At 40.5% G+C, this 25,228-nt stretch carries 26 protein-coding genes; 23 read left to right on the top strand and 3 right to left on the bottom strand.

The genetic code is table 11. The features are described 5' to 3' along the window. The first annotated feature begins 9 nt into the window (after window positions 1-9). The 6 genes from AB1K80_RS01975 (at window position 10) to coaD (ending at window position 3,092) form a co-directional block, all read left to right on the top strand. Window positions 10-420, top strand: a complete 411-nt coding sequence (locus tag AB1K80_RS01975) for a YlbD family protein (protein WP_412854942.1) — start codon at window positions 10-12, stop codon at window positions 418-420. 20 nt (window positions 421-440) lie between these two features. Beyond that, the gene (locus AB1K80_RS01970; protein WP_412854941.1) at window positions 441-689 is read left to right on the top strand and encodes a YlbE-like family protein; all 249 of its coding nucleotides are present in this window, start codon (window positions 441-443) and stop codon (window positions 687-689) included. A 260-nt stretch (window positions 690-949) separates the two neighbouring features. Then, complete coding sequence (locus AB1K80_RS01965; RefSeq protein ID WP_412854940.1) at window positions 950-1,399, top strand: YlbF family regulator; 450 nt, start codon at window positions 950-952, stop codon at window positions 1,397-1,399. A 65-nt stretch (window positions 1,400-1,464) separates the two neighbouring features. After that, the gene (locus tag AB1K80_RS01960) at window positions 1,465-1,737 is read left to right on the top strand and encodes a YlbG family protein (RefSeq protein WP_003212137.1); all 273 of its coding nucleotides are present in this window, start codon (window positions 1,465-1,467) and stop codon (window positions 1,735-1,737) included. 311 nt (window positions 1,738-2,048) lie between these two features. Further along, on the top strand, window positions 2,049-2,606 hold the full coding sequence (gene rsmD, locus AB1K80_RS01955; protein WP_412854939.1) for a 16S rRNA (guanine(966)-N(2))-methyltransferase RsmD: 558 nt from the start codon (window positions 2,049-2,051) through the stop codon (window positions 2,604-2,606). 3 nt (window positions 2,607-2,609) lie between these two features. Beyond that, window positions 2,610-3,092, top strand: coding sequence for a pantetheine-phosphate adenylyltransferase (gene coaD / locus AB1K80_RS01950; protein ID WP_412854938.1), 483 nt, complete (start codon window positions 2,610-2,612; stop codon window positions 3,090-3,092). 14 nt (window positions 3,093-3,106) lie between these two features. Here coaD and ylbJ read toward each other — a convergent pair whose 3' ends face one another. Next, window positions 3,107-4,315 carry a sporulation integral membrane protein YlbJ gene (ylbJ, locus tag AB1K80_RS01945; RefSeq protein WP_412854937.1) on the bottom strand — a complete coding sequence of 403 codons (1,209 nt, stop codon included), beginning with the start codon at window positions 4,313-4,315 and terminating at the stop codon, window positions 3,107-3,109. A gap of 152 nt (window positions 4,316-4,467) precedes the next feature. On the opposite strand from ylbJ, the gene AB1K80_RS01940 reads away from it, so the two are divergent. Next, complete coding sequence (locus AB1K80_RS01940) at window positions 4,468-5,250, top strand: patatin-like phospholipase family protein (protein WP_412854936.1); 783 nt, start codon at window positions 4,468-4,470, stop codon at window positions 5,248-5,250. Next, window positions 5,251-6,279 carry a SepM family pheromone-processing serine protease gene (locus AB1K80_RS01935; RefSeq protein WP_412854935.1) on the top strand — a complete coding sequence of 343 codons (1,029 nt, stop codon included), beginning with the start codon at window positions 5,251-5,253 and terminating at the stop codon, window positions 6,277-6,279. A gap of 34 nt (window positions 6,280-6,313) precedes the next feature. On the opposite strand, the gene AB1K80_RS01930 is transcribed toward AB1K80_RS01935, so the two are convergent. Beyond that, window positions 6,314-7,561 carry a nucleotidyltransferase gene (locus tag AB1K80_RS01930; RefSeq protein WP_412854934.1) on the bottom strand — a complete coding sequence of 416 codons (1,248 nt, stop codon included), beginning with the start codon at window positions 7,559-7,561 and terminating at the stop codon, window positions 6,314-6,316. Window positions 7,562-7,753: 192 nt separating this feature from the next. Between AB1K80_RS01930 and AB1K80_RS01925 the strand changes: the two genes are divergently transcribed. From AB1K80_RS01925 to gerR, 3 genes are all read left to right on the top strand, one after another. Then, the gene (locus tag AB1K80_RS01925) at window positions 7,754-8,272 is read left to right on the top strand and encodes a YceD family protein (protein ID WP_412854933.1); all 519 of its coding nucleotides are present in this window, start codon (window positions 7,754-7,756) and stop codon (window positions 8,270-8,272) included. A gap of 21 nt (window positions 8,273-8,293) precedes the next feature. Then, window positions 8,294-8,467, top strand: a complete 174-nt coding sequence (gene rpmF / locus AB1K80_RS01920) for a 50S ribosomal protein L32 (RefSeq protein WP_008354700.1) — start codon at window positions 8,294-8,296, stop codon at window positions 8,465-8,467. Window positions 8,468-8,602: 135 nt separating this feature from the next. Next, window positions 8,603-9,142 carry a sporulation-specific transcriptional regulator GerR gene (gene gerR / locus AB1K80_RS01915; protein ID WP_412854932.1) on the top strand — a complete coding sequence of 180 codons (540 nt, stop codon included), beginning with the start codon at window positions 8,603-8,605 and terminating at the stop codon, window positions 9,140-9,142. A gap of 45 nt (window positions 9,143-9,187) precedes the next feature. On the opposite strand, the gene AB1K80_RS01910 is transcribed toward gerR, so the two are convergent. Next, complete coding sequence (locus AB1K80_RS01910) at window positions 9,188-9,667, bottom strand: N-acetyltransferase (protein WP_412854931.1); 480 nt, start codon at window positions 9,665-9,667, stop codon at window positions 9,188-9,190. Window positions 9,668-9,865: 198 nt separating this feature from the next. Here AB1K80_RS01910 and AB1K80_RS01905 point away from each other — a divergent pair, with 198 nt between their 5' ends. The 12 genes from AB1K80_RS01905 (at window position 9,866) to murG (ending at window position 25,203) form a co-directional block, all read left to right on the top strand. Continuing rightward, window positions 9,866-10,765 (top strand): 2-dehydropantoate 2-reductase, encoded by a 900-nt coding sequence (locus AB1K80_RS01905; RefSeq protein ID WP_412854930.1) that lies wholly within the window; start codon window positions 9,866-9,868, stop codon window positions 10,763-10,765. A gap of 65 nt (window positions 10,766-10,830) precedes the next feature. After that, window positions 10,831-12,450: a bacillithiol biosynthesis cysteine-adding enzyme BshC gene (gene bshC / locus AB1K80_RS01900; RefSeq protein ID WP_412854929.1), complete on the top strand. Its 1,620-nt coding sequence runs from the start codon at window positions 10,831-10,833 to the stop codon at window positions 12,448-12,450. Between the two features lie 129 nt (window positions 12,451-12,579). Continuing rightward, window positions 12,580-13,011: a division/cell wall cluster transcriptional repressor MraZ gene (mraZ, locus tag AB1K80_RS01895; protein WP_003211163.1), complete on the top strand. Its 432-nt coding sequence runs from the start codon at window positions 12,580-12,582 to the stop codon at window positions 13,009-13,011. Window positions 13,012-13,077: 66 nt separating this feature from the next. Further along, a complete protein-coding gene (gene rsmH / locus AB1K80_RS01890; protein ID WP_412854928.1) occupies window positions 13,078-14,010 on the top strand; it encodes a 16S rRNA (cytosine(1402)-N(4))-methyltransferase RsmH in 933 nt (310 codons plus the stop codon). Window positions 14,011-14,046: 36 nt separating this feature from the next. Next, entirely contained in the window at window positions 14,047-14,394 is a 348-nt protein-coding gene (gene ftsL, locus AB1K80_RS01885) for a cell division protein FtsL (RefSeq protein WP_412854927.1), read from the top strand. 7 nt (window positions 14,395-14,401) lie between these two features. Beyond that, on the top strand, window positions 14,402-16,555 hold the full coding sequence (locus AB1K80_RS01880; protein ID WP_412855146.1) for a penicillin-binding protein: 2,154 nt from the start codon (window positions 14,402-14,404) through the stop codon (window positions 16,553-16,555). Window positions 16,556-16,677: 122 nt separating this feature from the next. Then, a complete protein-coding gene (locus tag AB1K80_RS01875; RefSeq protein ID WP_412854926.1) occupies window positions 16,678-18,597 on the top strand; it encodes a stage V sporulation protein D in 1,920 nt (639 codons plus the stop codon). 211 nt (window positions 18,598-18,808) lie between these two features. After that, entirely contained in the window at window positions 18,809-20,284 is a 1,476-nt protein-coding gene (locus AB1K80_RS01870; RefSeq protein WP_412854925.1) for a UDP-N-acetylmuramoyl-L-alanyl-D-glutamate--2,6-diaminopimelate ligase, read from the top strand. 135 nt (window positions 20,285-20,419) lie between these two features. Further along, complete coding sequence (gene mraY / locus AB1K80_RS01865) at window positions 20,420-21,394, top strand: phospho-N-acetylmuramoyl-pentapeptide-transferase (protein WP_412854924.1); 975 nt, start codon at window positions 20,420-20,422, stop codon at window positions 21,392-21,394. A gap of 15 nt (window positions 21,395-21,409) precedes the next feature. Next, window positions 21,410-22,750 (top strand): UDP-N-acetylmuramoyl-L-alanine--D-glutamate ligase, encoded by a 1,341-nt coding sequence (gene murD, locus AB1K80_RS01860; protein WP_412855145.1) that lies wholly within the window; start codon window positions 21,410-21,412, stop codon window positions 22,748-22,750. A 59-nt stretch (window positions 22,751-22,809) separates the two neighbouring features. Continuing rightward, complete coding sequence (gene spoVE / locus AB1K80_RS01855; protein ID WP_412854923.1) at window positions 22,810-23,910, top strand: stage V sporulation protein E; 1,101 nt, start codon at window positions 22,810-22,812, stop codon at window positions 23,908-23,910. Between the two features lie 198 nt (window positions 23,911-24,108). After that, entirely contained in the window at window positions 24,109-25,203 is a 1,095-nt protein-coding gene (gene murG, locus AB1K80_RS01850; protein WP_412854922.1) for an undecaprenyldiphospho-muramoylpentapeptide beta-N-acetylglucosaminyltransferase, read from the top strand. The last annotated feature ends 25 nt before the right edge of the window (window positions 25,204-25,228 follow it).

Raw genomic sequence — 25,228 nt, 5'->3', positions numbered from 1 at the left:
GGTGAGGATATGACAAACAAGCAAAAGCAAACATCCATTGATGAATTTAAACAATTCGTCAGACGCCATCCAAAGTTAATACAGGAAGTGCATGCCCAACAAAAAAGCTGGCAGCATCTTTACGAGAATTGGGTCATGTTTGGTGAGGAAGATGACATGTGGTCATCTTACCGACAAACACAACCTGAAAAAGAAAAAGTAGTAGAAACGAAGCAACGTGAGGCAGGTAAGGCTGACTTTATGTCTAAAATGGTCTCTGCTGTGAAAAAAATGGATGCTGAACAAATGAATGAACAAATGAACAAAATGAGCCAGTCTATTTCCTCTTTACAAAGCTTACTTGGTCAATTTTCATCAAATGGCTCAAAAAAAGGTTCATCTGGAGGTAGTCAGCACCCATTCTCCTTCAGGAAAGATTAATTGAGAGGAGAGTGCGTTTGGTGCGTAGAGAAGTGCGGGAGTTTGTCATGGCTGAGGAGGACCGGATCAGATTCATCAGACAGCGTCCTATTTGGTACAGACAACTCACTCGACATCCTGAAAATCTATCTTCCTTTGAGTTAGATAAAATGAACTTTTACGAAAAAACCATACCTCATCGTGTGAGTCAATTAAGTAATAGTGTACAAATGGCTGAAATGATGATTCAAATGTTTCAAGCAATGCGCCAACAAAATGGAGTTGAATAAGGCTTTTTTAGCTGATTAAGCGATCGATTTTATGTGTATCCTATTAGAGTCAAATGAGAGAATGAAAAGAATGCCTGTCAACTCTCGTCTGCGTTTGTTGTGAAGCATCTCTTCAAAGGAAAGCACAGATCTACCGCTTTGCCACCATCTCGTCAACCGTCCTTTTTAGGGAAAAGAGAACAAGGGATGTATTTGTCACGTAAAAGCATTTTCTGATCCATAGGTTTCGTGGTAAACTATGTATTGGAGGTGCAATATTTATGTATGCGACAATCGAATCTGTGGAGCTCCAAGAGGAAGCAAATCATTTGGCGGCCATGATTCTTCAGTCGGAGGAGGCTGAACATTACCGCAATTGCTTTAAGCGTCTCCAGCAAGACGAAGAAGCCCAGCAAATGATTGCGGATTTTACAAAAGTCAAAGAGCAATATGAGGATGTGCAGCGATTCGGCAAGTATCATCCAGACTATAGAACGATCTCAAAAGAAGTACGTGAGGTCAAAAGAAAGCTAGATCTTCACGATACAGTGGTTGCTTTCAAAAAAGCAGAAACAGCGATTCAATCCATTTTAGATGAGATTAGTATTGAAATCGGTCAAGCTGTATCAGCATATATTAAGGTTCCAACAGGGAATCCATATTTTGACGGTTTATCATCATGCGGTGGTGGCTGTGGTTCAGGAGGCAGCTGTGGCTGTAAAGTGTCTTGACGAGACTGACATGTCTCGTCTTTTACATAATAGATGGGAAGAATTGAAAAGCGGCAGGTGAAAAGATGGAAACCAAACGTCAAGGGATGGTCGTTTGGCTGCATTCATTAAAGCAGTCAAAGGCGCTAAGGAAATTTGGGAATGTTCACTACATTTCAAGAAAAATGAAATATGCAGTGATCTATTGTGATATGAATGATCTAGAGCGCCATATGGCAAAACTTAGTTCGTTGCCATTTGTGAAGCGTGTTGAGCCTTCATATAAACCGTTTATTAAATTAGAGTATGAATCCAAATTGGACAAAGCAAAAGAGTATGATTATAAGGTGGGCTTCTAAAGACACAAAAAAATCCCCGCGGCATCACCCGCGGGGTCCTTCTATTCTTAATGATCCATTAAGGAGAAGGCAAAGGGAGAGGAGAAACCGGAGGAAGAACTTATGGGGAAACGTAAGTCTTCTCCGCGGTTGGCAACAGCACCACATCAGATGCTGTTACATCTAGTATGACCCCTCATCTCGACATATATACATCAAAAATGAATGAAAATCCGCGCATTGTACCAAATGAAGTGATTGTGATAAGATAATGTTGCATTTTTTGTCAATGTACAATGAAAATAGAACCAAGCAGAAAAAGTGGTGGGAAAATGAGAGTCATCTCTGGAACGAGAAAAGGCCGCTCACTTAAAGCGGTACCCGGTCAATCAACAAGACCGACAACAGATAAAGTAAAAGAGTCTATTTTTAATATGATTGGTCCTTATTTTGAAGGCGGAAGGGCCCTTGATTTATTTGCGGGAAGCGGTGGTCTAGGAATTGAAGCGCTTTCGAGGGGGTTCGATCATTGCATTTTTGTAGATCGAGATATGAAAGCGATACAGACGATTAAGGGCAACCTTTCGCAATTGGCGTTAACCGATCAAAGTGAAGTGTTTCGAAATGATGCCAAGCGTGCACTTGCAGCAGTTGTTAAACGAGAGGAGTCCTTTCAAGCCATCTTTCTTGATCCGCCTTATAAAGATCAGAAGTTAAAAGACCTTCTAGACACAATTGATGAACACGCTCTCTTAACAGATGACGGTGTGATTGTTTGTGAACATGATAAAGGCGTTGACCTTCCTCATGAAGCGGGGCTTCTAGAAATAGCAAGACAGGAACTGTACGGAATGACTGGCGTTACGATTTATAGAAAGCGGGGAAGGTAAAGTATGGGGAACATAGCCGTTTGTCCAGGTAGTTTCGATCCAGTCACATTGGGCCATTTGGATATTATTAAAAGAGGAGCAACAATTTTTGATGAAGTGTATGTTTGTGTATTACATAACTCATCAAAACAGCCGTTATTTACAGTTGAAGAACGGTGTGAGCTCATTCGACAAGCCACAAAAGATCTACCAAACATAAAAGTGGAATCCTTCCATGGTCTATTGGTGGACTATGCGAAACAAAAAAATGCCAAAGTGATTTTACGTGGTTTAAGAGCCGTGACAGACTTTGAATATGAAATGCAAGGGACATCGATGAACAAAGTGTTAAATGATGAAATTGAAACGTTCTTCATGATGACCAACAACCAGTATTCCTTCTTAAGCTCAAGCATTGTCAAAGAAGTAGCGAAGTATCAAGGTTCTGTCAAAGAGCTTGTTCCACAAGTCGTAGAAGCCGCTTTAAAAGAGAAATTTAATGGATGAGTGCACCGATGCGCTCATCCATTTTTTTGTTTGCGATAGTATAAAACGATATACAAAATGAGGCTGAATAAGGTGATCAAAGGTCCAATGCTCACAAGCTGATTCCATAGTATGCTGCTGAACATCACGACTTGCTGGCTTGCCTCAAATGTTCCTGCCGGAAGAACCATGTCTGGACGAGAGACGTAAAGCGGTTTAAACAATAAGAAGGCAAAGAATGCCGCATAAATCCCATGAAGGATACGGGCGATAAAAAACGGTTTGAAGCGAATATCTGTTGCTGCCAATATACCGGCAACCTGTGCTTGAACAGAAAAACCACTAAACCCCAATATAAAGCTGACAACAATCGTTTTGGCAAGTAACGTGACGTCTTGTGAACCAGTTAGTTGACTGCCTAACGTGATTTCAAATAAACCTGCAATCAAGGCTGTATCTAATTCCGAGGGAAGGTTCATGGTGTGTAGCATCAAGCCAATGCCGATGGAGAGAAGCTCTGTCACATGGACGATCGCTAGCATTTTACTAAACACAGAGAATAAGATGATAAAGCCGCCAATCATAAAGAGTGTTTGAATAGAAGATATTACAGCATCACTTAATATTTGCCCGAGCGGCCTTTTCTCTGCAAGTCTAGCAATATGGAGGGCGCTAAATGCATCCTTAAATGGAGGAAATAAAAAGCCTTTCTTTCTTCTAAGGTGTGCATCATGCCGCGCTTTATATCCGCGCATCGTCACCCCGACAGCAAGATTCCCTAAGTAATGTGCACAGGCTAACACAATTCCTAAAGCCGCATGATGGAAAAAGCCAACAGCGACTGCTCCGAAAATAAACAATGGATTAGATGAATTTGTAAACGAAACGAGACGCTCTGCCTCAATTCTCGTCAATTGTCCTTCCTGACGAAGCCTAGTCGTTAGTTTTGCGCCAGATGGAAAGCCTGACGCCATCCCCATAGCCCATACGAAACCGCCCACACCAGGTACGCGAAAGATGGGGCGCATAAATGGTTCTAATAAAACCCCTACAAATCTGACAATGCCGAAGCTAATTAACAGTTCGGACAAAATAAAAAAAGGCAGCAACGATGGAAAAACAACTTCCCACCACATTGCAAGTCCATTTTTTGACGCTTGCAAAGAGGCTTGTGGATGTGTAATCACAGTAGCTGTTAAAAAAATAAAGAAAGCAGCGATGAACAGTGTGTTCCATTTTTTCATGAAGATTTCGCCCCTTGCCGGTATGATTAGAATTGGTGAGCTCGTAAATCAAGCAAATGGCCGAGCCTGACTTCTATTACTATACGAGCATGAGGGGCATGTTTAGACCTATAGATTCGTATATATGCAAGGAAAGAGGAGGGTGGATTTTTATGAGAAGACCGATCATCGGACTTGCGCTAGGCTCTGGAGGTGCAAGAGGAATGGCGCATATTGGCGTTTTATCTAGTCTCAAGAAACAAGGGATTCAAATAGATATGATTGCAGGAAGCAGTATTGGTGCGTTAGTTGGTAGCTTTTATGCGGCAGGACAAGACGTAGAAAAAATGAAAAAACTTGCACTTGTCTTCAGAAAAAAGTATTATGCTGACTATACACTGCCAAAAATCGGTCTTTTAAAAGGACATCGCATTTTGCAACTGATTCATACATTTACATATGGGAAAACATTTGAGGAACTGCACATACCTCTTGCGGTTGTCGCTTGTGACTTGCAAACAGGAGAGAAAGTTGTGTTCAAAGATGGACCAGTCTCACAAGCGGTCAGAGCAAGCATTAGCATTCCAGGGGTGTTTGTTCCGCATGAGATCGGCGGTAGACAATTCGTAGATGGAGCGGTTGTCGATCGAATCCCTGTCTCTGTTTTAAAAGAGATGGGGGCGGATCTCATTATTGCCTCTGACGTCTCTAGGGTAAAAAAGACAGAAAAGGCAACGAAATTATCTGATGTGATCATGCAAAGTTTGGACATCCTTCAAAATGAATTAGTTCGTCATCAAACCATTCATGCAGATATCATGATTCGGCCAAAACTTGACACATTTAGCTCCAGTGCGTTTTCACATGTTCAACAAATGATGGATGCAGGCGAACAAGCCACAGACCAACTAAAAGGGAAACTGAAAGATGTCATAGTGAAATGGGAGTGTGAATGAATGAAAAAATTAAATATTCGCTGGCTTAGCTTTTTGGTGGTTGCCCTTGTCTTATTTGGCTTAACCTTTGTGAAACTACCTTATTATGTGACAAAGCCAGGTGAAGCGACAGAGATTGCACCACATATTCAAGTAGATGGAGGGTATGGCGAGAAGGGCAGTTTCTCGCTTATGACCATTAAAGTAGGACCAGCAAACCCGTATACGTATGTACTTGCAAAAATGAATGAATATCATGAAATTGTTCCTGAAGAAAACTTTAAAGCAGCCGGAGAATCGGATGAAGATTATATGAAAAGACAGCTCCAGCTCATGAAAAGTTCTCAAGAAAATGCCATGATTGCCGCCTACACAAAAGCAGGGAAGCAAGTCGACTATACGTTTAATGGCGTATATGCGAGCTACGTGATGAAAGGAATGCCTGCTTATGGAAAAATAGAGGTTGGGGATCGCATCAAAAGTGTCGATGGCAAAACCTACGATTCTGCTGATAAAATGGTTTCATACATCAGTAGTCAAAAAGCAGGAACCTCGGTCAAATTTGTGCTTGAACGTAATGGGAAAGAGCTGACAGAACAAGTCGAGTTGAAACCATTTAAAGAGGAACCGAATCGAGTAGGAATTGGCGTGTCATTGTTTACAGACCGTCAAGTAAACGTATCACCTGCGATTAAAGTTGATATTGAAAATATTGGCGGACCATCAGCTGGCTTGATGATGTCGCTTGAAATTTATAATCAACTGACAAAAGAAGACGAAACACATGGCTATGAGATTGCTGGGACAGGAACCATTGACGCAGATGGAACGGTTGGCCCAATTGGTGGAGTAGATCAAAAGGTCGTGGCAGCAGATAAAGCTGGGAAGGACATCTTCTTTGCACCAAACGATAAAGGCGATCCGAACTCAGACTATAATCTCGCCGTCAAAACAGTGAAAAATATTAACAGTGACATGAAAGTGATTCCTGTTGATACGTTGCAAGATGCGCTAAATTATTTAAACAAACTAGAAAATAAAGCATCATAAAAGAAGAGCAGCCTTCATGTGGCTACTCTTCTTTTTATTGAGATTGAAAGAGCTGACGTTCTTCATCATAGCGAATGGGTGATGTTTTAAATTCCGCTTCTGTTAGGCTTGTTTGCATTGGCTCCTCAATTGGAAGGCTGAAAACACGAGAAGCGCGTATATCAAGGTCAAGAGCGGGATGTGAAAAGGAAGATAGCTTACTGACGAGTGGTACGTCCAATTCTTTTTTCACAAGCGACAAGTACTGCTGCCCTTTCTTTGACATCCCAAGTAAACGGATGTAGGGCGCCTTTTTTTCGCTCAATAGCTGATGCATGGCTTGTTTCTTCACTCTCATTAATAGATGTGTATTCATTCGCTGTAGTCTTGTCCATGTATACCTTTTCGTTTTCAAAAGAGAGAGATAATCTTCATAAGACACAGCATGTTTCACGGCTTTTTGCATCCGGTATTCAATACCTTCTTCGATTTCATATATCTCTTTTAATTCTTCCAGGTCCATTGTGTGAAACGCGTGTTTCAAGAAGCGGAAATAGGCTTCTTGTGTATGTAAAAGACCGTAAGAAGATTGATAGGAACGTAATTGCGCTAGCGTCGTGCTCGGGAGATAGGGTTCGACCGGTTCAAATGAGCGCTGCTCTTTCAATGCTTTGCGGATACTTGTTGCGCTTGCAATTTTTTGATCTGCGGGAAGCTCTATATCATGATAGCCAGACGCAATTCTTTTAGAGGTAAAGGGCTGAAGGTGGGGCGCTCTTTCTAAAATGGCTTTGACATAATGGAAACCTAAGATGTTATTCGGTTGAGACAAATCCAACAACCTTTCAGGATAAACTGCTTCTTGAAACGCTGAAGATGCTGCAGCCGGATAACTAAGACCCTCTTTGACCTTCTCTTTTGTCAAAGAGTCAATTTCTGCTTGTTTTTGATGCCAAGCGTGTGCTGTACGCTGAAATGCCGAAATATCACCATCCTCACTTCCGAAAAAAAGCGAGTCACATTGTAATGCATCTAGGATGGACACAGCACCATTTGCAAACGTTTCTGCCTTTTGTACTGCGTATATATATGGGAGTTCACATACAAGATCTACCCCGCTTTGGAGTGCCATTTTCGTACGTGCCCACTTAGAGACGATCGCAGGCTCTCCTCTCTGGAGAAACGAACCGCTCATGACCGCAATGACGACATCTGCAGAGGTTTCTTGTTTTGCTTGTCGCACATGATAGGCGTGCCCGTAATGAAATGGGTTATATTCGACCACGACTCCTACTGCTTTCAATAGATGTTCCCCCTTTCTTGCTATCGTTAAATGGTCTGTGCTAAAGTAGCATAAGAGAAAAAAAGCCCATTTTTTTCAGTGTAGGCATTAGAAGAACTGATGTCAAACGACCATGATACTGTAAAGAAAAAATATTGACAAATAGCATGATGAAAGCTATAATCATGTTTGTTGCTCTTAGAGGTGATACAATTGAAATGGACAATTTATCAGTTACATCAAAAAGCTAAAAACAGCTTCGATTTTCATGAGACGGTTGATTTAAATGAACTTACTAGCCTTCATTCAGATATACGTCACATTTCACCAGTAGAGGTGAAAGGGACTGGAGTGATCGAATCAAAGCAAGTCGCATTTGATTTAACCATTACAGGTGAAATGACATTGCCTTGTTCAAGAACGCTTGTTGATGTAAAGTATCCATTTGCGATTTCAACAAAAGAATTATTTGTACTTCATAAGACAGACGAGATAGAAGATGAAGATGTCTTCGTTGTCGAAGACGATATGATCGACTTAACCCCGATTGTCAAAGAAGAAATTCTGCTTGAAGTGCCAATGCAAATTTTTTGCGATCAAACAGACGTGAAAGATGCTGCACCACAGGAAGGGAATGACTGGTCGGTCATTTCTGAAGATGCACATCAAAACCGAATTGATCCGCGTCTCGAAGGCTTGAAGAAGCTCTTAGAAGAAAATAATGAATCTTAACTCTTTAAGGAGGTGGGAATAATGGCTGTACCTTTTAGAAGAACTTCTAAAATGAAAAAAAGATTGCGTCGTACGCATTTCAAACTACAAGTACCTGGTATGGTAGCTTGCCCAGAATGCGGTGAAATGAAAATTTCTCATCGTGTCTGCAAATCTTGTGGAACATACAAAGGCAAAGACGTAAAAAGCAACTAATGCATAAAAAAACGTAAGGGAATCTCCCTTACGTTTTTTTATTTGTCTATTTTTTATGTTTCTCATCTGCAAAATAGTCTATCTTCTCTAGTAAGCGCATATGATGTGGTATTCAGATTCAGGGGGGATGATCAATTGACGATTACAAGACAGGATGCTTGGACACAAGATGAGGATTTACTTTTAGCAGAAGTCGTTTTAAGGCATATTCGAGATGGTGGGACCCAGCTTTCTGCTTTTGAGGAGGTTGGAAAGGCACTGTCAAGAACAGCTGCTGCCTGTGGATTTAGATGGAATTCATTTGTAAGAAAACAATATCAAGCCGGGATCGAATTAGCGAAAAAGCAGCGAAAAGAATTGCGAAAAAAAATCGGTATTCATTCATCGGGTTTACCGCATCAAGCACTAACTGTTGAAGCGAAAACATCGACAGCACAAACAGAATTAACGCTGCGAGAAGTGATCCAATTTTTAGAGAAACTTGAGAAAGAACCTTCTGGTCCAAGTTATTTACGTGAGGAGCTAAAGGATACACACCATCAATTAAAAGCACTCACAAAAGAGAATGAACACTTGAAGCGTCAATTGAAAATGACAGAAGAAGATTATCAAGCCTTAATTGGTATTGTTGAAAGAGTGAAACATAATATCAGCTTAAAAGACTATGCAAAATAAGAAAACGCCCCTCGTACATGAAAGGAGGGGCGTTTTGTGATCCATTTAAGCTGATTCACCGGTATTCTTTTGAATATGTGCAGGCTCCCAAATGAAAGGATTTTCACCCTTGTCGCGCTCCATATCATATTTTACCGCTTCAAAGCCCATTTTATCCCAAAAATCAGCAGACTTGACGCGTGGATTTGTACGAATTGGAAGACCGAAAGATTTCGCAAAATCCACAAGAGCCTCGCCGTAACCTTTTCGCTGATAGCCAGGAAGTACTTCTAGCTTCCACAGTTCTAAATAATTATGATTATGGTCAAAATAAGTCGTAGTTGAGCCGTCAACTTGATATAGGCTCATACGGGCCACAAGCTTATCGCCAAAGTAAATCCCGTAGAATGGAGAATTGCTATCGTTTTCAATCATATTACTTTCAAGATCTTCAAGCATAGAAAGCTCTTGAATCCCGTACTCCTTGAATTGTTTAAATTCTTCTAACGTTTTGTAGTTAATCAGAAGACGTTTTACTTTCGTCATGTGAAATTCCCCCTTACACACATCATGATTGAAGGCGCTTTCATCCCATCCGCCTAAAAAAGTTTTTACACTTATTATTATAGTTTTTAAATTAAAAAAATTCAAATCATTGAGGAAAGGCTGTTTTTTGCCTCATGATATGAAACTGATAAAATAGCTGATATGATGAAGTAAACAGAATGAAAGGAAGTACGTGATGTGAGAATTGGAATCATTGGGGGCGGTGCCATTGGGCTGCTTTGCGCGAGTTATTTATCAACGCACCATGATGTCACCGTTTTGACAAGAAGAAAGGAACAGGCAGAAGAAATACGAGCGGCAGGGATTGAACGAACCATGAACGGGGAGACATTCCGGTCAGTGGTCGATGCACAAACAGGGCTGAAAGGAACGTTTGATCTTCTCATTGTGACGGTTAAATATCATCAATTGAACGATGTGCTCCATGAATTGTCGACATGTCCTCGTCAGCGAATTCTATTTTTACAAAATGGGATGGCGCATCTTTTAGATTTAAAGAATTGGGTATCACCGCATGAGTTATTTATTGGTGTGGTGGAGCATGGCGCGATGAAGGTATCAGATCATGCAGTTGTGCATACAGGGATTGGCTTAATTAAGTGGGGGGCATTTCATCATGAAGGAAAATCAGATCTCATGGATGAATTGACGGATGGACCTGACCATTTTGAGATGGTCTATACGACTGAATGGGAAAAGGTGCTCGAGGAAAAGCTGCTTGTCAATGTTTGTATTAATCCGCTAACGGCTTTATTACATGTGGAAAATGGGCAGCTCCTCTCGAACGCATCTTATCAACATATGATGACATGCGTTTTTGAAGAAGCGGTAACGATTCTAGGGCTGACAGATAAAGAGCGTCTTTGGGCGCATGTTGTTTCCATCTGTCATCAAACGGCGGCTAACCAATCGTCCATGCTTCAAGATATCGTAAAAGGGCGGAAGACGGAAAGAAATGCCATCACCGGCTATCTTTTAAAAAAAGCTCAGATGCAAGGGATTCATGCGCCATATCTGACTTTCTTCGATAGAAGCTTGGAAGTATTGGAAAAAAGGCAAACAAAATCTTTTGAGTGAGCTGATTTACATGCTATACTTTTTTCGGGAAACTAACTATTTATTGAAGAAAGGAAGTTCTAAACATGCAATTGACTGAACTTTCCATCCGAAGTCAGAATTTATTCATACGTGATTATATAGAAGAAAAAAAAGAGATGGCTGCTTTTTTTGAATATGACATACATTCTGAACATATATGGAAAAAGAGATACGACGATCTCATGGAAATGAGCTTCCCTCGTGAGGCTTTGGCGGATTATATGAGCGCTTATCACGCAAAGTTTGAATCGGCAGCGATGCGGGAGAATATTGAGAAAATCAGGGGCAAACGGAGTGTCATGGTGGTCGGAGGACAGCAAGCAGGTCTATTGACAGGTCCACTTTATACGATACATAAAATCATCTCCATCTTACAATTTGCGAAAGAAAAGGAAGCAGCGCTAGGCGTTCCGGTGATTCCTGTCTTTTGGGTAGCGGGAGAGGATCATGACGTAGATGAAATCAATTTTGTATACACATCTGGTGAAAAAGGTCCTGTCAAACAAAAGCTTCCTATACATAATGTGAAAAAAGCGGCTGCAAAAAGAATCCCTCTCCACCAAGAAAAGACAGAGAAATGGCTACGTGATGTGTTTTCAACCTACGAAGAAACATCGTATACAAACGACTTACTAGATCAGCTGATCCGATGTTTGCGTAAATCGCATACGTATACTGATTTTTTCGAATGGATTGTGTGTGATCTTTTTGGAGAAGATGGGCTACTTTTATTTAATTCAGGAGACTTAGGCGTCAAATCACTTGAACGACAAGTGTTCAAACAAATTGTAGAAGCAAATGATACGATTACGCAATGTTTGAGTGAGACGCAGGCTGCGATGAAACGATCCGGCTATCAGCCGCTCATTGAAGCAGGTGAACATCAGGCGAACCTGTTTTACGAATATGATGAGGAGCGTTTCCTCATTGAAAAAGATCAACAACACTTTGCTGTATCAGAAGTTGGGCTCACATGGACAAAAGAAGAGCTTCTTGATGAAATTGAAGAGCACCCAGAGCGCTTTAGCAATAATGTTGTCACCCGCCCTGTGATGCAGGAAACACTCTTGCCAACGCTTGCTTTTATGGCAGGGCATGGTGAGGTCAATTATTGGGGGGAACTGAAAGGGATTTTTGGGCATTTACAATTAAAGATGGCACCAGTTCTTCCGAGGCTACATGTGACCATTCTCGAACGTCATATAGACAAAAAGCTACCAGTGCGAGAGGTATCGATAGAAGAAGTGTTAACGAAAGGCGTAAATGAAAAGAAGGAAGCCCATTTTCAGCAAAGCCTTCCTGATAGCTTTGTGGAATCCATCGACACAGCGAAACGTGAACTTGCAAGTGTTCATGAGATGGTGCGGAAAGAAGCACTACAGATTGAACCAAATTTTGAGCAGATGCTAGATAAAAATGCAAAATTTATTGAAGAGCAACTTCATTTTGTCTATCAAAAGGTTGCGAAGCGAGTGGAAGAAAAAGAAGGATATATTCTGCGTGACTATGAACGGATCGAAAATAGTTTAAAACCACTTGAAGCACCACAAGAGAGAATTTGGAATATCATGTATTATTTAAACAAATATGGTCCAGAATTCTTCAAAACGTTCAAAAATCTGCCATTTTCATTTCAGAACAAGCAACAAATTGTCAAACTTTGAAATAAAGTTTTAATGAACCCTGACTAGTTCAGGGTTTTTTTTTATGCAGAAACAGTGTAGAATAAGTTTTGTGGAGAGAAGTGGTGGATAGTGGGGAGTTAAGGAAAGAAAGTGGGGCTCTGATATATCATGTTCATGGGTGAATACCAACATACGATTGATACAAAAGGGCGCATGATCATCCCTGCTAAATTTAGAGACGGTCTCGGAGAACAGTTTGTACTGACGAGAGGGCTTGATCAATGTTTATTTGGCTACCCTATGAGTGAGTGGAAACTAATCGAAGAGAAACTAAAAGCACTTCCACTAACCAAAAAAGATGCACGTGCGTTTACCCGGTTTTTCTTTTCTGGCGCAGTTGAATGTGATCTGGACAAGCAGGGGCGCATTAATATTGCATCAAACCTACTCCAATACGCAAAACTCGAAAAAGAATGTGTCGTCATCGGCGTTTCAAATCGAATTGAGTTGTGGAGTAAGTCGATCTGGGAACAATATACAGAAGAGCAAGAAGATTCTTTTGCTGAGATTGCTGAAAACATGATCGGATTTGATATATAATAATCCCTTGTGCAGCAAACTTTCTACACATTCATTTCAATTTGAAAAAGGTGGGACCATAACATCATGTTTCAACATGAGACAGTATTATTAAAAGAAACAGTTGACGGTTTAAACGTCAAAAAAGACGGTACATATGTAGACTGCACCCTAGGTGGAGCGGGTCATAGCTCATATTTACTATCACAATTATCAGAAAATGGTACATTGATTGGTTTTGACCAAGACGATGCTGCACTCAATCATGCTCGAGAGAAGCTCGCTGATTCAAAGGCGAACATTCTTTTCATAAAAAGCAACTTCCGATATTTAAAAGAACGTCTGAATGAACAAGGAATTACAAGCGTAGACGGTGTCATCTTTGATCTTGGGGTTTCATCTCCTCAGCTTGATACACCTGAGAGAGGATTTAGTTATCATCATGATGCACCTCTTGATATGCGAATGGATCAATCAGCCGCATTGTCGGCGAAACAAGTGGTGAACGAATGGCCATTTGAAGATCTAGTTCGGATTTTCTACAAATATGGGGAAGAGAAATTCAGCAAGCAAATCGCGCGTAAAATTGAAGAAGCTAGAAAAAAGGCACCAATTGAAACAACGGGTCAACTTGTAGATATCATAAAAGAAGGAATTCCAGCACCCGCTAGACGAACTGGAGGACATCCAGCCAAAAGAGTGTTTCAAGCGATCCGAATTGCCGTAAATGACGAATTGAAAGTATTTGAAGAAGCATTAGAACAAGCAATTGAGTTACTCAAGCCAAATGGAAGAATCTCTGTGATTACTTTTCATTCGCTCGAAGATCGAATTTGTAAAAGTACGTTTAAAGAGATGTCTTCTCTTCCAGAACTTCCGCACGGGCTACCAGTGATTCCAGAAGGTCTTGAACCGAAACTGAAGCTCATTACGAGAAAGCCGATCGTAGCATCAGAACAAGAGCTTGAACACAACAACCGTGCACGTTCGGCGAAGCTCCGAATTGCAGAGAAAAAGTAAACGACACCATAGACGATGATAAAAAGGAGGTTTCTTATGAGTAATTTGGCTTACCAAAGAGAAGTAAAGCAATATCAAACAGCGCAACAAGGTCAATCTGTTGTGATTATAAGAAGAGGTTCAATTACACTAGGTGAGAAAATCTTACTTGTCATGTTTGTCATGGCTCTTATGTGCAGCTCAATTCTCATCATTTCTAAAGCCTTTGCTGTTTATCATGCCAATATTGAAGTGCAGAAATTAGAACAGCAAGTTTCTTTAGAATCGAAAAAGATCACAGAATTACAAAAGGAAAAAGATTTACTGAGTGAACCTGAAAGAATAATTAACACTGCGAAAAAAGCAGGCCTAAACATATCGAAAGATGTTAAGAAGGTCGATTAGTATGATGATGCCTAAAAAGAATAAAATGATGAACAGAGGCGCGGCAATAGCGAGTATTTGCTTCGCCCTGTTTTTCTTTATCATCCTTGTGCGTTTTATGTACATCCAGATTACGGGAACGGTTGATGGACAAGTTCTAGCAGTCAAAGCGAATGAACAATATCAATCAAAGAAGAATCTTGAAGCAAAAAGAGGGTCCATTTTAGACCGAAATGGCAATGTCATTGCAGAGGATACATCTGTTTATAAGCTCATTGCTATCATGAGTGACAAAATGACAGTCGATCCAAAAAAGCCGATGCATGTAGTGGATAAAGAGAAGACAGCAAAAGAGTTGTCAAAAGTAATTGATATGAGCGAAAGTGAAATTTTAAGGCGGCTCAATACAAAGGATGCCTTTCAGGTCGAATTCGGCAAGGCTGGAAAAGACATTAGCTATTCAACAAAAGAAAAAATTGAGAAGCTAGAGCTTCCAGGCATCGCCTTTGAAAAAGACACGAAACGATACTACCCAAACGGCATGTTTGCGTCAAACCTCATTGGTTATGCGAGGCTAGATGAAGCCACGAAAGATATGACAGGTGCAATGGGTCTTGAAAAAACACTCAATAAATATTTAAAAGAAAAAGACGGTTATGTGACGTTTAATAGTGACAAGAGCGGATGGGCTTTGCCAAACAGTAAAGAAGACATCGTTGCACCGAAGAATGGAAACAATGTCACCCTCACAATCGATCAAAAAATTCAGGCCTTTCTTGAAGAAAGCATGACACAGGTTGCGAATAAATATAAACCGAAGAAAATCATTGCGACAGTTGTTGACCCAAAAACGGGAAAAGTTCTTGCGATGGGACAACGTCCAAGCTTTAACTTAAATGAACTTGACATTACGAACTATAACAATGATGTCATATCGTATGCGTTTGAACCGGGTTCCACAATGAAAATCTTTACGCTCGCTGCTGCCATTGAAGAAGGAGTGTACCAAGGGAAGAGTGAAAAATTCCAGTCTGGTACGTATAAAGTTGGCGGGGGTCTAGTGAGAGACCATAATGGCGGAAATGGTTGGGGTAAAATAGATTATCATGAAGGCGTTCTCCGTTCTTCTAACGTCGTCTTTGCAAAGCTAGCAAAGGAAAAACTAGGTTTTAACCGATATGAACAATACTTGAAAAAGTTCAATTTTTACGATAAGACAGGGATTGATTTGCCGAACGAAGCGTCCAGCAAAATCAATTACAGGTATGAGTATGACAAGGCTTCAACTGCTTATGGTCAAGCATCTGCGGTTACACCAATTCAGCAAATCCAAGCGGCCACAGCGATAGCAAATGGTGGCTCAATGATGAAGCCATATGTCATTGATCGTATTACGGATCCAAGTACAAACAAAACAATCCTCCAGCACGAACCAACAGTGGCTGGAAAACCGATCTCAGCAGATACAGCAAAAGAAGTGCGCGATATTTTAGGTGAGGTCGTTTCTTCGAAAATTGGAACAGGTCAGCCGTACCAAATCAAAGGCTTTGACGTTGCTGGAAAAACAGGAACAGGACAAATTGGTGGTGCCGGCGGTTATCTTCAAGGAAGAAACAACTACGTCTTTTCATTTATGGGCATGGCGCCAAAAGATGATCCGAAGCTGCTTGTATATGTTGCTGTCCAGCAGCCCCAGTTGTCTGAAACAGAAACAGGTTCTGCACCAGTTTCACAAATTTTTAATCCAGTCATGAAAAACAGTTTGTTATATTTAAATATTGCACCAACCAAAACAGATGATAAAAAATCAGATAAACAAAAGGTGAAGCAAGAAGCAATGCCCTCACTCCTCGATTTAGAAGTGAAACAGGCAGAAGCTGAAGCAAGAAACAAAAAGCTGAACCCTATCGTCATTGGCGACGGGCTTTCCGTTAAACGTCAGTGGCCAAATGCGGGATCTGATTTCTCTGAAAACCAGAAAGTGTTTCTGAAAACAGCAGGAAAAACGATCAAAATGCCTGATATGAAAGGCTGGTCTAGAAGAGAAGTCTTGCAATTCGCATCGATATCTGGTGCGCGTATTGAAACAAAAGGACAAGGCTATGCTGTGAAACAAAGTGTCAAAAGCGGGGCGAAGATTTCCGATAAAGTCATCACGGTGACGTTCAAAAGCCCAAGTTAACGTTGAACCTAGCAAATCATTTGCTAGGTTTTTTGTTTGATGGAATGTCGCATTCCGCTCGTTCTACAAAAGTTCGGGTCTGCATATGATGAGAACAAGCCATATGTAAGGAGTGAACGGGCGTGCGAGTGTCAAGTGTAACAGTGAGAAAACGATTGCTTTTCGTTCTATTGGTTGGGGTGATCATTTTTTTCATCATAGATACGAGATTAGGATATGTGCAGTTTATTATGGGTGACAAGTTGACAAGCCTAGCGAAAGATTCATGGAGTCGAAACCTCCCATTTGAACCGGAACGAGGAGATATATTAGACCGGAATGGGGTGGAGCTTGCAACGAATAAAAGTGCTCCGTCTATCTTGGTCGTACCACGGCAAATTAAAGATCCGGCAGAGACAAGCAAGAAACTGGCGGCGGTCTTGAATATGTCTGAAGAAAAAGCGTACAAGCATATCACAAAGAAAACATCGATTGAGCGGATTTCTCCAGAAGGGAGAAAAATATCGCATGAAAAAGCAAAAGAAGTAAGAGAGCTTGATTTAGAAGGGGTTTATGTGGCAGAAGACAGCATTAGGCATTATCCATTTGGAAGCTATTTGTCCCATGTGTTAGGCTTTGCGGGGATTGATAATCAAGGTTTACTTGGATTAGAAGCCTATTATGATGATGATTTAAAAGGCGAGAAAGGATCTGTCAAATTCTACTCCGATGCAAAAGGACAAAAAATGCCGGATGAAGCAGACGACTATACTCCACCTAAAGATGGACTTGATATGAAATTAACAGTTGATGCAAAAGTACAAACCATCATTGAAAGAGAACTAGACAATGCACAGGCGAAATATAATCCGGACGGTATGATTGCCATTGCCATGAACCCGAAAAATGGCGAAGTGCTTGGCATGTCGAGTCGCCCAGATTTTGATCCTGCTGACTATCAATCGGTTGATCCGAAAGTATTTAATCGAAATTTACCGGTCTGGAGTACGTATGAGCCAGGGTCTACGTTTAAAATCATTACACTGGCAGCGGCGTTAGAAGAAAATAAAGTAAATTTACAACGAGACAAATTCTTTGACAGCGGATCTGTGACGGTAGATGGCGCAAGATTAAGGTGCTGGAAAAAAGGAGGGCATGGCTCTCAGTCGTTTTTAGAAGTCGTTCAAAACTCGTGTAACCCAGGCTTCGTAGAATTAGGGGACCGGCTTGGAAAAGAGAAGCTCTTTTCTTACATCAAACAATTCGGGTTTGGGCAAAAAACAGGCATCGACCTTCAAGGAGAAGGAAGAGGTATTCTGTTCCCACTTGATCGTGTAGGACCAGTAGAGCAAGCCACAACCGCCTTCGGTCAAGGTGTATCGGTGACACCAATTCAACAAGTATCAGCGGTGGCTGCTGCAGTAAACGGAGGAACGCTTTATACGCCTTATATCGCAAAAGAATGGATAGACCCCATCACAAAAGAGGTCGTAAAAAAACAATCCCCCATTGCCAAGAAAAAAGTGATTTCAGCTGAAACGTCAAAACAAATCAGATATGCACTGGAGAGTGTCGTCGCTCAAGGAACAGGGAGAAATGCATTTGTTGAAGGATATCGGGTAGGCGGCAAAACAGGAACAGCACAAAAGGTGAAGGACGGAAAGTATATGGAAAATAACCACATTGTGTCGTTTATCGGCTTTGCGCCTGCGGATGATCCAAGCATTGTGGTATATGTGGCCGTTGATAACCCAAAAGGCACCATTCAATTCGGGGGAACCGTAGCAGCACCTATTGTCGGCCACATCATGAGAGATAGTCTCCCAGAGATGGGCGTGAAAAAAAGAAAAGGCCAAATCGAAAAGAAATACCAATGGCTGGACACAAAAACCATTGAGGTGCCGAACCTTGTAGGGGGATCTGTTTCAGACTTAGAATCACTGCTCATTAATCTGAAGATTGACGCCTCTGGAAAAGGCAGTAAAGTTGTCAAACAATCACCTGCTGCTGGAACGAAAGTGAAAGAAGGCTCAACCATCAGATTATACTTAAATGATGAATAATAAAGAATGGACAGAGGGTAGCCAGACTCATTCGGCTGCCTCTTTTTATTGAAAAACAGGACCTGTTTAAAAAAAAGAGCTTAAAGTGTGTTTTTTCCAAGAGAAACTTAATGAATACGCTGGATGTATCCTTTTTTTTACGATAAAATATAGACTGTGTGTTTTTTTCACAAGGCACGCACGTGAACGAATTTGAGAGGTTTGATAAGAAATGAAACTACAAGAACTCCTTACATACTTTAAAAGTGAAAACAAACAATTGATAAACGAAAATCCCGAGATCACTTCTATTGAAATGGATTCAAGAGAGGTGAAAAAAGGGAGTCTTTTTGTCTGCATAAAAGGGTATACGGTAGACGGACATGATTATGCGATGAAAGCTGTGGATAGCGGAGCTGCTGCCATTGTCGCAGAACACCCTCTTGATATAACAGAAGTGCCTGTCATTATTGTAAAACACTCTCAAAGAGCACTTGCAAGAATGGCTGATGCATTTTACGGACAGCCGACTCATCAGCTTAACCTAATAGGAATCACTGGAACAAACGGTAAAACCTCGACAACTCACATGATTGAGCAAATGATGAGAAAAGCAGATAAGAAAACAGGTTTAATCGGCACCATGTATATGAAGGTGAATGATGAAATTCTCGAAGTGAAAAACACAACGCCTGAAAGTATCACGCTGCAAAAAACATTTAGACAAATGCTTGATGAAGATGTGGATACAGCCATCATGGAAGTATCATCACATGCACTGCATATTGGCCGGGTTCATGGGTGTGATTATGATGTCGCGGTATTTACAAATCTGACGCAAGATCATCTCGACTATCACAACACAATGGAAGAATACAAACACGCAAAAAGTTTGCTATTCTCCCAACTTGGAAGTGCTTTTCATCACGATAAACCGAAGCATGCCATTTTAAATGCAGATGATGAAGCATCTAGTTATTTTGAAAAAGTGACAGCTGCTGAAACGATGACCTATGGACTGGAGCAGGAAGCTGATGTCATGGCAAAGAATATTCAGATCAAACCGAAAGGCACACAATTTGATTTGATTACACCTATTGGTACCAAAAAAGTGATAGTTTCTTTTATTGGGAAATTCAATGTGTACAACATTTTGGCTGCTGTATCCGTAGGGATTGTCTCCGGTTTAACGTTCGATACAATCGTCAGTGCGATTGAAGAGTTGGAGGGTGTAAAAGGGAGATTTGAACTTGTGAACTGCGATCAAGAATTCCCAGTCATCATTGATTATGCACATACACCTGATAGCTTAGAAAATGTACTCACAACGTGTAGAGAATTAACAGAAGGAAAAATTTTCTGTGTGATCGGCTGCGGTGGAGATCGTGATAAAACAAAGCGTCCACAAATGGCCCAAATCGCTGTGAAATATGCAGATGAGCCTGTATTTACATCAGATAACCCAAGAAGTGAAGATCCAAGCTCTATTTTGAAAGACATGGAAAATGGAGTGCCAGAAGCATATTATCATAGCTTTGTAAATCGCAAACAAGCCATCTTTTTTGCGATTGCCAATGCGAAAAAAGGCGACACAGTATTAATTGCAGGAAAAGGTCATGAGACGTACCAAATCATTGGTGATCAAGTGTATGACTTTGACGATGCAAAAGTTGCAGTGGACGCGATTTTAAATCAAAACAAATCTTAAAATGATGAAAAGAGTGTAATGAAATGAAGCTTTTTATGCAAAAACAACATATGAAAGACATGAATGAATATGATAACAATGAATGCTATTTTCTGATGGAAAACGGCTGTGGAAATTCGGAAGGAGTAAAGAACGATGCTTGAACAGGTGATATTGTTTACAATCATAATGGGATTTTTAATCAGTGTTCTTTTATCCCCGATTTTTATACCGTTTTTAAGAAGACTTAAATTTGGTCAAAGTATTAGAGCAGAAGGTCCACAATCACACCAAAAGAAATCAGGCACCCCGACAATGGGTGGGATTATGATTATCTTTTCAATTACGATTACAACGATTGTGATGATCAACAAATTCTCTGAAATTAGTCCAGAGATGTTTTTACTTTTATTTGTCACACTGGGCTATGGCTTATTAGGATTTTTAGATGATTATATAAAAGTAGCGATGAAACGAAATCTTGGATTAACATCAAAACAAAAATTGATCGGTCAAATTGTAATAGCTGTGATTTTTTATGCAGTCTTCCACTATTATCAGTTTGCTACGACCATTCGTATTCCAGGAACGGACATAAGTTTTGATTTAGGATGGGCTTACTTTATCCTAGTCGTCTTCATGCTAGTCGGTGGCTCAAACGCAGTGAACTTAACAGATGGACTAGATGGTCTTCTGTCTGGAACAGCTGCCATCGCATTTGGTGCATTTGCTATTCTAGCTTGGAACCAATCTCAATACGATGTGGCGATCTTCTCAGTCGCGGTCGCTGGAGCTGTCCTTGGCTTCCTAGTCTTTAATGCACATCCTGCAAAAGTATTTATGGGAGATACAGGGTCACTTGCTCTAGGTGGCGCTATTGTCGCAATTGCCATTTTAACAAAGCTTGAAATATTGCTAGTTATCATTGGAGGAGTATTCGTTGTTGAAACGTTGTCTGTGATCTTACAAGTCATCTCCTTCAAAACAACTGGCAAGCGAATCTTTAAAATGAGTCCGCTTCACCATCACTATGAGTTAGTTGGATGGTCTGAGTGGAGAGTTGTTGTCACCTTCTGGACAGCTGGTTTATTACTTGCTGTTTTAGGAATTTACATTGAGGTGTGGTTATAATTGAATAAGATCCAAATGCTAAGAAACGAACATATACTTGTACTAGGCCTTGCAAAAAGTGGATATGCGGCAGCCTCAATTCTTCATGAACATGGAGTGAACGTGACGGTCAATGACCAAAAACCGTTTGAAGAAAATGAACCTGCACAGCTACTATCTGAAAAGGGGATTGATGTCATTTGTGGCAGTCATCCTCTTCCTATTTTTGATGAGAAGAACATTACGATATTGATTAAAAACCCTGGAATCCCATATGAGAATGTGATGGTTCAAGAGGCGTTGCGCCGACAAATTCCAGTATGGACTGAAATCGAATTAGCCTATCATTTAACTTCATCTCCTTTTATCGGAATTACTGGATCAAATGGAAAAACAACAACGACTACTTTGATTTATGAAATGCTGAAGAAAGACAATCAAAAAACGTTGGTTGCAGGTAATATTGGAACGGTTGCCAGCGAAGTTGCTGCAAAGTCTGCGGGCGATGAATGGATTGTGACAGAACTATCTTCATTTCAGCTAATGGGGACAGTGCAATTTAGACCTAAAATCAGTTTGATATTAAATATTTTTGACGCACATTTAGACTATCATCATACTCGCGAAGAATATGAAAAAGCTAAACAAAAAGTTTTTGCACATCAACACGAGGATGACATAGCGATTATTAACTTAGATGATCCATCTGTTGTAAGGCTAGCGGAAGGAATAAAAGCAAACAAGGTGTTTTTCTCTGTTGAAAAACCTGTAGAACATGGTGCTTTTATAAAAGATGCCACTATTTACTACGGTGATGAATCTATCATTGACTTAAAGGATGTTGTTCTCCCTGGTGTGCATAACTTGGAAAATATTTTGGCAGCCATTTGTGTGGTGAAAAATGCAGGCTGTTCAAACGAAGCAATCAAACATGTGCTTACAACATTTGGTGGTGTGAAACATCGTTTGCAATTTGTAGATACGATCAAAAATAGAAAATTCTATAACGATAGTAAAGCAACGAATATACTCGCAACAAGTAAAGCATTGTCAGCATTCAACCAACCAACCATATTACTAGCGGGTGGACTAGATCGAGGCAATGAATTTGATGAACTTCAACCCTATATGAACAATGTGAAAGGGATTATCACATTTGGTGAAACTGCACCTAAGTTTGTCAAGCTTGGGGAAGAGCTGGGAATACATCACGTCAAACATGTCGATAATGTTGAACAAGCAGTACCAGCGGCGTTTCGCATATCGGAAGAAGAAGACGTGATTTTATTGTCTCCAGCTTGTGCAAGTTGGGATCAACATAAAACATTTGAAGAACGTGGAGACATGTTTGTAAACGCCGTGCATATGCTTAAGTAAGGGCTTGTCTCTCATATGACTGACAGCCCAAATGAAATTATGCTTGGGGTGTCGGTCTCTTGACGAATAAGAAAACTTCTCCGGATTTTTTGCTTGTTGTCATTACATTAGTGTTATTGACGATTGGGTTAATTATGGTGTACAGCGCAAGTGCTGTGTGGGCATCGTATAAATTTGATGATTCGTTTTATTTTGCGAAAAGACAACTTTTATTTGCCGGCGTCGGCGTGATCGCAATGTTTTTCATCATGCGAGTCGATTACTGGACGTGGCGGACGTGGTCAAAAATATTGATTGCTATTTGTTTTCTTCTGCTTCTGCTCGTGCTAATACCAGGGATCGGTATGGAGAGAAATGGATCGAGAAGCTGGATTGGTGTTGGAGCGTTTAGTATCCAGCCCTCTGAATTTATGAAGCTTGCGATGATTGCGTTTCTTGCAAAATTCTTATCTGAAAAACAAAAAAATATTACCTCTTTCCGTAAAGGTTTTGCTCCCGCTTTAGGCATCGTGTTTTCTGCATTTGCAATCATTATGCTCCAGCCGGACTTAGGAACAGGAACAGTCATGGTTGGAACGTGTATTATCATGATATTTGTTTCAGGTGCGAGAATTGCCCATTTTATATTTCTTGGCCTTTTAGGGCTTAGTGGGTTTGCTGCACTAGTCTTATCAGCACCCTATAGAATAAAACGGATTACTTCTTATTTAAATCCTTGGGAAGATCCGCTTGGTAGTGGATTTCAAATTATCCAATCTTTATACGCTGTTGGCCCTGGTGGTCTGTTCGGAATGGGGTTAGGCCAAAGTAGACAAAAATTCTTCTATTTGCCTGAGCCCCAAACGGATTTCATTTTTGCCATATTGTCGGAGGAACTTGGTTTTATAGGTGGAACCCTCATCTTGTTACTCTTCAGTATTTTGTTATGGAGGGGTATACGGATTGCGCTTGGTGCACCTGATTTATATGGCAGCTTTTTAGCAGTTGGTATCATTTCAATGGTTGCCATTCAAGTGATGATTAATATCGCAGTTGTCACTGGTCTTATCCCTGTAACAGGTATCACGCTCCCATTATTAAGTTATGGAGGGTCATCTCTGACATTAATGCTGATGGCCATCGGTGTGCTCCTAAATGTTAGCAGGTATGCTAGATATTGATGACTTGGTAGTCAATGAAACCATGCCGACTGTTATTTTGCAAAAGCATAAAAAAGTGAAATGAAGAGTGAAAATGACTGTTTCTGTTTCGGAATGCTAAATTTTGACTCTTCTTTACAGGTTTTAACGGAGCCCTGTTGTGTAAAACAGGGTTTATACTTTGTTGAAAGCAGAAAAAAATTGAGGGGAAATGGTATAATGCGTATAGTAATTAGTGGAGGCGGAACAGGCGGACATATCTATCCAGCGCTTGCTTTTATAAAAGAAGTCAAAAAACTGCATCCAGATGTAGAATTTTTATATATTGGTACTGAAAATGGACTTGAAAAGAAAATAGTAGAAAGAGAAAATATCCCTTTCAAGTCGATAGAAATTACAGGGTTTAAGAGAAAGCTGTCGTTTGAGAACGTGAAAACGATTATGAGATTTCTAAAGGGTGTACAAAAAAGTAAATCTTACTTAAAAGAATTTAAGCCGGACGCTGTGATTGGCACGGGTGGCTATGTATGTGGTCCTGTTGTATATGCGGCATCTAAGCTGAATATCCCGACAATTGTTCATGAACAAAATAGTCTGCCAGGCATAACAAATAAATTTTTAGCACGATATGTAAATAAAGTGGCGATTTGTTTTGAAGAAGCAAAGGCACATTTTCCTGAGAAAAAAGTTGTTTTTACGGGAAACCCAAGGGCCTCTGAAGTCGTCTCTATTCAAGAGGGCAAATCTCTCAAAGAATTTGGACTTGATGAAACGAAGAAAACGGTTCTTATTTTTGGTGGGAGCAGAGGTGCTGCTCCAATTAATAGAGCGGTCATTGATATGCAAGATGAATTAAAGACAAAGGACTATCAACTTTTATATATTACAGGTGAGGTTCATTATGAGAAAGTAATGGCCGAGTTAAATGAAAAAGGTTGCGCTCCGAATATGATCACAAAACCTTTCTTGCATCAAATGCCAGAATACCTTAAATCCATTGATGTGATTGTTGCAAGAGCAGGAGCGACAACAATCGCTGAAGTCACAGCACTGGGTATTCCTACGATATTTATTCCAAGTCCTTATGTAACGGCAAATCACCAAGAGGTGAATGCAAGATCACTTGAGAAGCATGAGGCTGCAATTGTTTTAAGAGAATCAGAGCTTTCTGGAGAGCGATTATTACATGCGATTGATGAAGTGGCTGGTAACGAAGTGAAACTAAATGAAATGAGCCGATTAACGAAAGAACTTGGTGTGCCAGATGCGGCGAATCGTTTATATAATGTATTAAAAGAAATCACAACAACATGATTGAATGATATTAGGTAAGGCGGAG

Source organism: Bacillus sp. 179-C3.3 HS (genome assembly GCF_047229225.1).
Lineage (GTDB): Bacteria > Bacillota > Bacilli > Bacillales > Bacillaceae > Bacillus.
This window is presented reverse-complemented; position numbering and strand designations above follow the sequence as displayed.